Here is a 12,038-nt window from a genome sequence, read left to right on the forward strand (position 1 = left end):
TTTTTATTATCTCACTTGTTCTAAACCATTTGGAGTAATCTTAAAGGAAATCTCTTTAAATTTCTTCGCGTCCCCTTTTCCAAGTAACTCACCAGTTTTATACCAACTTAAACGATCAGATTCTGCATGATACACTTTTATCGTATCTCCATACTGGAATGGTGTACCGTTTACTTGTTCTGCAAAATTCTTTGAAGTTTCTTGCCCTTCTGCTGTTACATGTTTTTTCTCGTTTCCATTTCCATCGTAAATCGTAAGACCTATATATTGTTCATTTACAAAACGATAATGAATCGTATCATTTGTAAATGTTGCATGTAATTTCTTTTCATCATGATTTAGTGTAACAATCGAACGCGTTACATTGGACACTCCTTGATATACTATACTATCTCCATATGTAACTTCTACAGGAACTTCGGTCACTTGCCTATTTCCAAAACGATCCTTTGTCTCTACTTTTACTTTTTGTGCACCGATTTTTGTTGTATTTGGTTTCTCTACAAATCCAATTACTTCTCCATCTTTCACTTCAACAAAGTTTTTTGCATCTAATATTTCACTGTTTGTTCCAATTACTACTTTTTGAGGCAATGCTTTTACTTCTTGCTGCGCTCCCATTTGTTCAAAACCTTGCGTTGTCACTTTAAAGAACACTTCGTTAACACCATACTTCGCATCAATGAATTCATTCTTTTTATACACTTTAAAACGATCAAATTCTTTTTGATAAATTTTTACTATATCACCATATTCAAAAGCCATACCATTGAATTGCGCTGCAAATTCTTTTGTATTTTCAGATGCTTTTACTGTTACTTCTTTTTTCTCTTGCCCATCTTTATCATATACAGCCATCGCCATATACTTTTCATCTTTAAATGAAGTATGCATTGGACCTTCTGAATCTGTTGTACTGAATTTCTTTTCTTCATGATTTAATGTAACAATCGATTTAATATTCGTTCCGTCGTGCCATGTCCCGAAGAACATAATGCTATCTCCGTAAATCACTTCTACTGGCACTTCTGTTATTTGCTTATTTCCGAAACGATCTTTCGTTTCTACTTTTACTGTTTGTTTACCGATTTTCATTGTATTTGGTTTCTCCGCAAATCCAACTACTTCTCCGCCTTTTACTCCAACAAAGTTTTTCGCATCTAGCTTTTCAATTTCTGTTCCGACTACTACTGTTTGTGGCTTTGCTGTTACTTCTTGTAGCATGTCCATTCTCTCAAAACCTTTTTCTGTCACTTTGAAGAATAGTTCTTTCGTTCCTTGTTTTTCACCTTGACCAATAAGATTGTTATTTTGATACCATTTCAAACGATCTGGTTCCGCATGAAATACTTTCACTACATCTCCATACTCGAACTGCATACCATTCACTTGCTTCGCAAAGTCCTTTGAAGTTTCTTGCCCTTCTGCTGTTACATGTTTTTTCTCTTTTCCTTCTCCATCGTATAACGTCATTCCCATGTATAGCTCTTTATTAAAATATTTATGGATTTGACTATCCATATCAGTCGCATGGAATTTCTTATCATCATGCTTTAAAGTTACGATTGAAGCAATGTCATTGTTATATCCCACATATGCGATACTATCTCCATACGTCACTTCTAATGGTACTTCTGTCACTTTCTTATTTCCAAAACGATCTTTCGTTTCTACTTTTACTTTTTGTTCACCGATTTTTGTTGTATTTGGTTTTTCTACAAATCCAATTACTTCTCCATCTTTCACTTGAACAAAGTTTTTTGCGTCTAATGTTTCACTGTTTGTTCCGATTACTACTTTTTGTGGCAACGCCTTTACTTCTTGCTGGGCCCCCATTCGCTCAAAGCCCTTTTCTGTTACTTTAAATAATAATTCTTTCTCTACCTTTGCCTTACCTTGACCGATAAAGTCATTATTTTGATACCAATTAAAGCGATCTGATTCAGCGTGATACACTTTCACTACATCACCATACTCGAACTCTAACCCATTAATTGATTTCGCGAATTCTTCCGCATTTTCAACACCTTTTACTGTTGCTTTCTTTTTCTCATTTCCATTTTGGCCTAGTAATGAGAATTCAAAATACGTGTCTTCTTTAAAATAATAGTGTACTGGATTTGAATCGGCCATCGCACTAAACTTTTTCTGATCATGTTGCAGTGTTACGATGGATTTAATATTAGTATCATAATTAAGCCCTTTAAATACTAAACTATCACCATAACCAATATTCACTACAACAGGAATGAAATTCTTATTCCCTTTTTCATCCATAATCTCTACTTTTACAGTTTTTTCTCCAACTTCGGGCTTATCTTGCATAATTACGCCCGTTGTTTTGACACCCTTCCCTAAATTCTGTACGAGTTCTTTTGCCTTTTTCTCATCATATGTAGTACCAATTTCTACATTTTGGATTTTTGTATCATTCGGCTCACCGTATGGAACCTCATATAATCCAGTTTGTTTTTCACGAATTGGATTGCTGTCTGTAGATAACCATATTTCTTTTTCTAATTTCGGTAAATTTAATTTCTCTATCTTGTCTCTAGTATCATCCTTTGGAGTTAATCCCCATTTTTCAAAGAAAGGAGTTAAATTTTGACCAGCCAGCTTTGATGTCATGTAAATAAACAACTGCTTTTTCTCTTCATCAGATTTAGGCATTTCTGTATTTTGTAACATACGATACATCTGATGTAGTTTCGGATAAAATTGATCTCCATATGCTAAGTGCAATTGCCAAAACATAACTAATTTCTCGAATTCATCCATCTTCTCTTGTGCATCTGTTTGACCTAAATAAGCAAAAGCTGCCTTGTAGCGCTCCTCTTCTTCCAGCCTCGTTTGATGACCAAACTTAGTTTGAACTGCTAAAGAGTAAATATTAACGGTTACCTCTCCCAGGTCTTCCCACTCCCAAGGTGCCTGCTGATGTAAATGCCCAACTTCATGCCAAGGCCCCCATCCATCAGTTTTTAACTCTTTACTGTCTAATACATACTTCATCGCATTCTTAACATAAGAAGTGCGGTAATAGTATGCATTCATCCAATCGCCCTCTTCTGGATATCTATTTTCAACAAATTGAACATAGTGTTTTGGCGCTTTCGCCACTCCTACACTCTCTTCAGATAATCCCGAAATCTTATTTTCTATGCGAATGATTTGATCATGCAGCTTCAATAATTCTGTTGGATCTGTATTTTTCATATAATCTTGTACAGCATCATAGCTTGATGTGATTAGGCTTCTTTCTCCTCTTAATTCCACTGCATATGGATTCTCATACTTTTTCAACATTTCATCCCAATCTTTTTTCGTATGCTTTCCTAATATGAATAATGGAAAATGACTTCCACCATTAGTAACTTCAGCTGTGATATCACCTTGATTGTTCGGGTTATAGAAATACAGTATCCCGCCCACTGGAGATGATATTACATTTTCACCAGGTGTTAAATCAAATTCCTTAGGGTCTTCTTCATCATACGCATGTGTTCCTATAAAAGCTTTAATAGACTTATCACCTTTTATTTTAATTTTCATTTCTTCATTTGGCTTTGCATAAATCCCAGTTGGTTCATTTGCCGCTAGTTCCCAGTCCACCTTTAAACGATCTCGTTCCTCAGTGACATCACCTTTTCCAGGCACATAAAACGTCCTCTGCTCCAAACGACTCTCTTTGCTCTCTTCCAACTTTCCACCTTTAACCTCTTCCAAAGGTGCCGCATATCCTTTTGATGCTTCAAAAGCTACTGGTGATAATAATGTAGAAATACATATTCCAGCTACTAATACCCTACTCTTTTTCTTCTTCGACATAATCTGTGTCCCCTGTTCCTTTATTTAGAAAAACCATCCTATATATTTGTTTAATGAAAAATCCTATTATTTTTATAAAAACATGTAATAAATAAACGAACACCTTGCGCACCTGTATCTATTACTACCGCATTTCCCTCCATGTATTCGCTTTCTTAAATTGTAAAATTTTTATGTAATATGTCCTCCTCACTTCTCTCTATTTGTGATGAGTTCTCTTCGTACATAAAAAGAGAATAGTAAAAGATATCATTTAGTATTGTCATCTATACATGTAAAGTTATAAATAACAATAAAGTCTTACATTTTCTTCATATATGACCATCTATAGGTAGTTTTTCCAACTGAATTTTACACGCTTTACACTTTGTTTGATAGCCTTTTCAATTAGAATAATGTTACAATTTTGTGAATTTAATCTGTTAATCTTAACGTTTGGATTTTATTATATTTCGTTATTTTCAAATAGCTTTTATAACATAAAAACAGTGCTTTGTTTAGTTAATAGTTATTTTAATATAATTTTATATTTCATATATAAAAAGCATTGGTTAATACCAATGCTTTCATCCTTACCTTTTATATTGATTCGGTTTATGCGGTTCGTTTGGAGTATATGGTTTATTATTATGATCATGGCTATGTGTTTTTTTCCAGCTCACCGATAACTCCGGACTTGTTTTTTCCTCACTTCGCTCAAGTAATACGACTGCATTTTGAATCGTCGGTGTCCCTTTATAAGAAATTCCTTGTAACTTCGTTAATTTCCCGATTACTTTAAAGCTAAATCCACCAGCTGGTGTTTGTTTAGGAATTAAAATGCGGAACTTTTCTCCTACATTAAATTCCGTTTTTGCTTCGCCTTTTTCATTTACAAACTTCACGCCCGCTGGTGCACCTGTAGCTTGCACTTTATACGTTCCACTTTTTGCATTTGTTTCTACTGTATATAAGCCTGTTTCAAAAAAATCATTTTTCAATACCGCTTGTTGTTCCTCTGATGGTACGACACTCATCGTAATTTCTTGTAATTCTTCACTAGCATTTGCCTTAGCAACGATATCTTTCGTTAACTTTTCTACATTTTTATTACGGAAGTCTAAATCATTAATATCGATTTGTTTTAATGCATTCCACACTGCAAGCTGCGTTGCGTAATGTGCCTCTCTCCAATCAGAAACACCCAATTCTTGCGGGCTCTTTTGTGGATATCCATTCAATAGTACACGGTACACATTAATATCCACTTTCCCCATTTCCGGTAAATCTTGACCGCTTGGAGATTTCAAATCTACATTTAAGCAAAAAGCAATTTTCCCATCTGCCGTTTTAATAAGCTCTGTGCGGATTGGTTTCTTCTTGGACTTACTATAGCTCCAATCCATTTGATACTTTGTATGGTCCATAACTTCTGCGAATGCCTTTTGAAGTGGGAATAACACAAATAAAACACTTAAAAACATAGCTAAAATTTTGAACGATTGCTTTATATTCATGTTTACAGCCCCTTAATAACAAACTTAATACTAAGTAGTATTTATTTAGAAACTATTTTTATGCACAAAAAAAGAGTGCTTTTACACACTCTTTTTTCTCACCTTCATCTTAGAAATCAAAGTTATCAGGATCTGGACCAACACGGTGATTTTGGTTTAACGCATCGATTTTTTCCATGTCCTCTTTCGTTAATTCAAAGTTAAACACATCAGCGTTTGCAATAATACGGTGTTCTTTCGTTGATTTTGGAATTGTAATTACTCCATTTTGAAGATCCCAACGTAAAATCACTTGAGCTGTCGTTTTACCGTGTTTCTCCGCAATTGCTTGTAATGTTTCATTATCTAATAATTGCCCTTGCATTAATGGTGACCATGCTTCCATTTGAATACCTTGTTCTTTACAGAAAGCTTGTAGTTCTTTTTGTGTTAAACGAGGGTGGTATTCCACTTGGTTAATCATTGGTTTAATTTCTGCATCTTTCATTACATCTTGTAAGTGATGGATTTGGAGGTTACTTACGCCAATTGCACGTACGCGCTCTTCTTTATAAAGTGTTTCTAACGCTCTCCACGTATCTTTATATTTCCCTTCTACAGGCCAATGAACAAGATATAAATCTAAATAATCTAGCTCTAATTTTTTTAAGCTTTCTTCATATGCAGCAAGTGTCGTTTCATATCCTTGATCCGAATTCCACACTTTTGAAGTAATGAATAAATCTTCACGAGAAATGCCTGCTTCTTTTATACCTGCACGAATTCCTTCACCTACAGCTTTTTCATTTCCGTAAATTGCAGCTGTATCGATGCTGCGATATCCTGCTTTAATCGCTGATTTTACAGCTTCTACAAGTTCTGGCCCATCTTCTACTTTAAATACGCCTAAACCGAACCAAGGCATTTCTACACCGTTATGCAATGTTGTTGTACTTTGTAAATTTTTCATTATATTTTCTCTCCTTCTATTTCACTTGATCTCTTTTTTCTAAAGTCATACTCCACGCCGTTAAAATAACAGCACCTACTACCATCACACCGCCTACCCAAGCTGTATGAATTAATCCTAACGAGTTCGTTACAATACCACCTAAATAAGCACCAAGAGCGATTCCAGCGTTAAATGCCGCAATGTTAATCGCGGATGCCACATCAACAGCGCTAGGTACAAATCGTTCAGCCAATATAACAACGTATACTTGTAGTCCTGGAACATTCATAAATGCGAATAGTCCCATAAAAATAATTGTGATGAATCCAGCGACTTGAAACGGCGCTGTAAATGTTAAAACAAATAATACAATTGCTTGAATAAAGAACATGTAAAATAACGCTCGAATCGGATTATGATTTGATAATTTTCCGCCGACCATATTCCCAATCGCAATTGCAATTCCGTACACTAACAAAATAATTGTAACGGTACTTGCTTTAAATCCTGTCACTTCTTGTAATAGGGGAGATAAATACGTAAATGTTACGAATGTTCCCCCGTACCCTAATGCAGTAATGATAAATACAAGTAATAGTCTTCCATTTGTAATCAGCTTAAACTGATCGCGAAATGATACAGACGTACCTTTTTTTAAATTAGAAGGAATGAGCATACTGTTGGCGATTAAGGCAACGATTCCAATTGCCACAATTACCATAAACGATGCTCTCCATCCAAATTGCTGACCGATAAATGTTCCAATTGGCACACCTGTAATGGTCGCAACCGTTAAACCAGTAAACATAAATGCAATTGCACTCGCACGTTTATTCTCAGGTACAAGCGCAGCCGCAATTGTCGATCCTATCGACATAAAAACGCCGTGTGCAAACGCAGATACAACCCTTGCGATAAGTAACACAGTAAAGCTTGTTGCCACTGCCGCAATTCCATTACCAATAATGAAAATAATCATAATCCACATTAATAATGTCTTTCGCGACATACTAGCTGTTACTGACGTTAATACCGGGGCACCGAACGCTACTCCTAACGCATATAAAGAAACGGTTAAACCCGCTGTTGTAACAGAAACATGTAAATCCTCTGAAATAGATGGTAATAAACCGACACTAATAAATTCGGTTGTACCAATTCCAAACGCACTAATTGCTAGTGCTAATAAAGCAAACATACTTCTTCGATTCGTCTGCATAGCCGAAGAAGATACTGTATATGAATTCAATTGAACCCCTCCTTAATACGAGAAATCCAATCATAATAGTGTGAATAAAGGCCTTTTTTCTTCTACAAAAATAACTTTATTGCTCATATATGCTATTATGAATGGCTTCGCTCTTTTTTTGAAGAACGCACTTAAAAGTACGATAGGTACCAAAAAGTAACATAGGCACTTTTTAGTACCGTACTACTCATTTCCCTCTTACGTATGCTATTATGGAACATATTCAACATGATAAAAAGTACGTACTTTAAAGTGCTATAGGTACTTTTTAGTAACATTTAAATGATTTAGCTTCTTTTGTTGGAGAAATGCAATCTAGATTCATCAAAGGAGATTTTTATATGAAGAAATATAACATTCCCGTTGAAGCGACTTTAGAAGTTATCGGCGGAAAATGGAAAGTCGTTATTCTTTGTCACTTAACGAAAGGTACAAAGAGAACGAGTGAATTAAAACGTCTTATGCCTGGTATTACACAAAAAATGTTAACGCAGCAATTACGCGAACTAGAAGACGACGGCGTTATTCAAAGAAAGGTATACAATCAAGTACCACCGAAAGTAGAATATTCCCTTACAGACTACGGTTGGTCTTTAGAATCCATTCTTGATTCCCTTTGTACTTGGGGCGAATGCCATCTTGAAAAAGAAGGTAAGACATCGATGCTAATTGCAGAAAGTGAATAAAAGGAAAAAGGAAAAAACGAACGTGAATTTGTTCGTTTTTTCCTTTTTTTGTTTATATATATGTACATTTCTAACTGGAACAAAATATTTTATACGCTTCCATACCTTGTCAGTACTACGTTATACACTCAATATCAAATAATTAGGAATCATTTTTATGTTAACATAGGTGTATATAGTATATAATATAGGATATATATTATATACACTTTCCGGTAACGGAGCTTTTCCATTATGCGGACAAGCCATATATCGGACAGTTCATAAATAATAAGTAAGACGTTATGGTTTTAGATTTATGTTTGCAGCTTACTTGCTGTCATAAATTTAAAGGCATTTTATTGTGTTTTGTGAAACTTTGTATAAAGTTTCGTAACCGTTTACTATCTTACTTATCAAAAATAAGAGTATTGCTATCGTAAAGGAGAATTGGAGATGCCAGAAACTATGACTCAAACAAAGCCAGAACAAGAAACTGTACAAATTTCTGCTAGCCAAGGACAACTTGATGTACTTGATCAGTTGTTAAAACCTGAGGTACAAGAATCATTAACAACACTAGTAGAACAGCTTCCAAAATTAACTGAGCTTGTTAACATTTTAACTAAGTCTTATGACTTCGCTCAAACTGTTGCTACTGATGAAGTATTAAAAAGCGACACTGTTGGTGCAATCACAGAGCTTGTAGAACCTGTAAAAGATACAGTGAAAAGCATGGCTGCAACTGCAATCGAAGCGAAAGACCGTGCTGACGAAAGCAACGAAGTTATCGGCCTATTCGGTCTTTTAAAATTACTAAAAGATCCACAAGCACAAAAAATGTTCCGCTTTGTGAACGCATATCTTCAAATTAGTGCAGAACGTAACAATAAATAAGTTAACTTATAACAACAATTAGTAAAGACGGGGGATATCATACTATGTCAAAACAAATTGTCATCTTAGGCGCTGGTTATGGCGGTCTTCTTGCCGCTTTAAACGTACGTAAATATTACAGCAAATCAGAAGCACAAGTTACAGTGATTAACCAATACCCAACACACCAAATCATCACTGAACTACACCGCCTTGCAGCTGGTAACGTGTCTGAGCAAGCAGTTGCAATGCCACTTACAAAGCTTTTCAAAGGTAAAGATATCGATCTTAAAATCGCAACAGTTGAGTCATTCTCAGTTGATAGCAAAGAAATCAAATTAGCTGGCGGCACTACTTTATCTTACGATGCACTTGTAGTTGCTTTAGGAAGTAAAACTGCTTACTTCGGTATTCCAGGACTAGAAGAAAACAGCATGGTATTAAAATCTGCTGCTGATGCAAACAAAATCTACAAACACGTTGAAGACCGTATTCGTGAATACGCGAAAACGAAAAACGAAGCTGATGCTACAATCGTAATCGGTGGTGGCGGATTAACTGGCGTTGAGCTAGTTGGTGAGCTTGCTGACATTATGCCTAAACTTGCAAAAAGCCACGGCGTAAATCCAAAAGAAGTTAAACTTCTTCTTGTTGAAGCAGGTCCAAAAATCCTTCCAGTATTACCAGACCACTTAATCGAACGTGCAACTACTAGCCTAGAAGCACGCGGCGTTACATTCTTAACTGGTCTTCCTGTAACAAACGTTGCTGGCAATGAAATTGACTTAAAAGACGGTCAAAAACTTGTTGCTAACACATTCGTTTGGACAGGTGGCGTTCAAGGTAACCCACTAATCGGTGAATCAGGTCTTGAAGTAAACCGTGGTCGTGCAACAGTTGATGCATACCTACAATCTACTTCTCACAAAAACGTATTCGTTGCTGGAGACAGCGCTGTTGTCTTCGCTCCAGACGGACGTCCATACCCACCAACTGCACAAATCGCTTGGCAAATGGGTGAGTTAATTGGATACAACTTATACGCAGCACTAGAAGGCAAAGCATTCGAAGAGTTCGCACCTGTAAACTCTGGAACACTTGCTAGTCTAGGACGTAAAGATGCTGTTGCTACAATCGGAGCAAGCAATACTCCACTTAAAGGCTTACCAGCATCATTAATGAAAGAAGCAAGTAACGTTCGTTACTTATCACACATTAAAGGTCTATTCAGCTTAGCTTACTAATCTGAATATAAGCCCGAATCATGCCCTGCATGGTTCGGGCTATTTTTATCCCGCTTTAATGGGCAGTAAGACCCCCACTGATTAAAGTTTCACTTTATCCGTAATTTTCTCTAACTTATTTATTCGTCAAAAAAATGATATACCCTTTAAATTTATCTAAATATACTGACTTTTTCACAATAAAAGCTGTCCCGTTTTGGAACAGCTTTTATTGTCACCTTTTGTCGGTAAATCGATATATCGAGAAAATCGCTGATATAATTCGAGTTACGGTCGATATATTTTAAAAATCGCCGATATAATTCGAGTTACGGTCGATATATTCGAAAAATCGCCGATATAATTTTTCCGTCTTGTTTACTATCCTAACTTCACAAGGCTGTAGTTCTTCTTCCCTTTACGAATAATAATAAATCGTCCATCAAATGAATTTTCTACCGTAACATCCGTACCTACATCCGTTACTTTTTCGCCATTCATAGAAATAGCTCCATTATTAATATCTTCGCGTGCTTGTCGTCTAGATGGTTCGATTCCTAAATCAACGAGCCATTCTACGATATTTTTCGTCTCTTTTGAAGACTGAAATGTTGGCATTTCTTTAAAGCCTTGTTCAATTTCATCGGCTGTTAACGATTTAATATCTCCGCTAAATAACGCTTCTGTAATTTTCACAGCTTGTAGCAACGCTTCTTCTCCATGAACGAATTTCGTCATTTCTTCCGCTAATACTTTTTGCGCTTCACGTTTATGAGGCTCTGTCTCTACCTTCACTGCCAACTCATCGATGCGCTCTTTCGTTAAGAACGTAAAGTATTTCAAGTATTTAACGACATCACGGTCATCTGTATTCACCCAGAACTGGTAAAATTCAAATGGTGTTGTTTTTTCAGGATCAAGCCAAACGGCACCACCTGCTGATTTACCAAACTTCGTACCATCAGATTTCAATAGTAACGGAATCGTCAATCCGAATACTTTCGCTTCGTGCCCTTCTAACTTACGAATTAAATCTAAACCACTCGTAATATTTCCCCATTGGTCACTACCGCCAATTTGCAGTTGAACATCTTCTTTCGTGTATAAATGATGGAAGTCCATCGCTTGCAGGATTTGGTACGTAAATTCTGTGAAAGAAATTCCTGTATCTAAACGACTTGCTACGATATCTTTTGCTAACATACTATTAATGCTAAAGTTTTTCCCGTAATCACGTAAAAACTCAATAATATTTATTTCATGTGTCCAATCGTAGTTATTTACCATCTTTACTTCGCTATTTCCGCCAAAATCAAATAGCTTTTTCATTTGTGCTGTTAACGCATCCACATTATGTTGAACTACTTCTAGCGTTTGAAGTTGGCGTTCTGATTGACGTCCACTTGGATCACCAATTGTTCCTGTTGCTCCGCCAATTAAAATAACCGGATGATGGCCAGCTAACTGAAATCTTTTCATCATCATAAACGGAATCAAATGTCCGATATGCATACTATCACCAGTCGGATCAACTCCGCAGTATAGCGAAATCTTTTTCTCTTCTACTAGCTTACGTAAACCTTCTTCGTCAGTCTGTTGATTAATGGCGCCGCGCCATTCTAATTCATCAATAATGTTCATTTTTTGTCATCCCCTTTATTTTTTAAAAACAAAAAATCCCTATGTCTATGACATAGGGACGATGATTCACCGTGTTACCACCCAGTTTGTATAAATAGCATAGCTACTCATACCACTCTCAGCAATAGT

At 36.1% G+C, this 12,038-nt stretch carries 8 protein-coding genes and 1 other annotated feature (1 of these 9 only partly in view); of the genes, 3 read left to right on the forward strand and 5 right to left on the reverse strand.

The window, feature by feature from the left end:
• Positions 1-6: 6 nt before the first annotated feature.
• The 4 genes from PDQ68_RS19970 to PDQ68_RS19985 form a co-directional block, all read right to left on the reverse strand.
• The gene (locus PDQ68_RS19970) at positions 7-3,828 is read right to left on the reverse strand and encodes a putative mucin/carbohydrate-binding domain-containing protein (protein ID WP_016718870.1); all 3,822 of its coding nucleotides are present in this window, start codon (positions 3,826-3,828) and stop codon (positions 7-9) included.
• Between the two features lie 572 nt (positions 3,829-4,400).
• The gene (locus PDQ68_RS19975; RefSeq protein WP_016718872.1) at positions 4,401-5,324 is read right to left on the reverse strand and encodes a thioester domain-containing protein; all 924 of its coding nucleotides are present in this window, start codon (positions 5,322-5,324) and stop codon (positions 4,401-4,403) included.
• Between the two features lie 109 nt (positions 5,325-5,433).
• A complete protein-coding gene (locus PDQ68_RS19980) occupies positions 5,434-6,273 on the reverse strand; it encodes an aldo/keto reductase (protein WP_016718873.1) in 840 nt (279 codons plus the stop codon).
• Positions 6,274-6,289: 16 nt separating this feature from the next.
• Positions 6,290-7,474: an MFS transporter gene (locus tag PDQ68_RS19985; protein WP_161945776.1), complete on the reverse strand. Its 1,185-nt coding sequence runs from the start codon at positions 7,472-7,474 to the stop codon at positions 6,290-6,292.
• Positions 7,475-7,845: 371 nt separating this feature from the next.
• On the opposite strand from PDQ68_RS19985, the gene PDQ68_RS19990 reads away from it, so the two are divergent.
• The 3 genes from PDQ68_RS19990 (at position 7,846) to PDQ68_RS20000 (ending at position 10,289) form a co-directional block, all read left to right on the forward strand.
• Positions 7,846-8,190: a winged helix-turn-helix transcriptional regulator gene (locus PDQ68_RS19990; RefSeq protein ID WP_000760472.1), complete on the forward strand. Its 345-nt coding sequence runs from the start codon at positions 7,846-7,848 to the stop codon at positions 8,188-8,190.
• A 435-nt stretch (positions 8,191-8,625) separates the two neighbouring features.
• Positions 8,626-9,066 (forward strand): DUF1641 domain-containing protein, encoded by a 441-nt coding sequence (locus PDQ68_RS19995; protein WP_001115309.1) that lies wholly within the window; start codon positions 8,626-8,628, stop codon positions 9,064-9,066.
• 44 nt (positions 9,067-9,110) lie between these two features.
• Entirely contained in the window at positions 9,111-10,289 is a 1,179-nt protein-coding gene (locus PDQ68_RS20000) for an NAD(P)/FAD-dependent oxidoreductase (RefSeq protein WP_000043204.1), read from the forward strand.
• A 360-nt stretch (positions 10,290-10,649) separates the two neighbouring features.
• Here the strand turns inward: PDQ68_RS20000 and tyrS are convergent, their stop codons facing one another.
• A complete protein-coding gene (gene tyrS, locus PDQ68_RS20005) occupies positions 10,650-11,909 on the reverse strand; it encodes a tyrosine--tRNA ligase (protein ID WP_001021077.1) in 1,260 nt (419 codons plus the stop codon).
• A gap of 51 nt (positions 11,910-11,960) precedes the next feature.
• Positions 11,961-12,038 (reverse strand) — a binding site (T-box leader); it runs 138 nt beyond the window's last position.

It is taken from the genome of Bacillus cereus group sp. Bc010, assembly GCF_027716745.1.
Classification (GTDB): Bacteria; Bacillota; Bacilli; order Bacillales; family Bacillaceae_G; genus Bacillus_A; species Bacillus_A pacificus.

What these genes read in the sequence shown, in the direction of transcription:
- PDQ68_RS19970 (WP_016718870.1), bottom strand. Translation starts at nt 3,828, where the DNA reads ATGTCGAAGAAGAAAAAGAGTAGGGTATTAGTAGCTGGAATATGTATT.
- PDQ68_RS19975 (WP_016718872.1), bottom strand. Translation starts at nt 5,324, where the DNA reads ATGAATATAAAGCAATCGTTCAAAATTTTAGCTATGTTTTTAAGTGTT.
- PDQ68_RS19980 (WP_016718873.1), bottom strand. Translation starts at nt 6,273, where the DNA reads ATGAAAAATTTACAAAGTACAACAACATTGCATAACGGTGTAGAAATG.
- PDQ68_RS19985 (WP_161945776.1), bottom strand. Translation starts at nt 7,474, where the DNA reads ATGCAGACGAATCGAAGAAGTATGTTTGCTTTATTAGCACTAGCAATT.
- PDQ68_RS19990 (WP_000760472.1), top strand. Translation starts at nt 7,846, where the DNA reads ATGAAGAAATATAACATTCCCGTTGAAGCGACTTTAGAAGTTATCGGC.
- PDQ68_RS19995 (WP_001115309.1), top strand. Translation starts at nt 8,626, where the DNA reads ATGCCAGAAACTATGACTCAAACAAAGCCAGAACAAGAAACTGTACAA.
- PDQ68_RS20000 (WP_000043204.1), top strand. Translation starts at nt 9,111, where the DNA reads ATGTCAAAACAAATTGTCATCTTAGGCGCTGGTTATGGCGGTCTTCTT.
- tyrS (WP_001021077.1), bottom strand. Translation starts at nt 11,909, where the DNA reads ATGAACATTATTGATGAATTAGAATGGCGCGGCGCCATTAATCAACAG.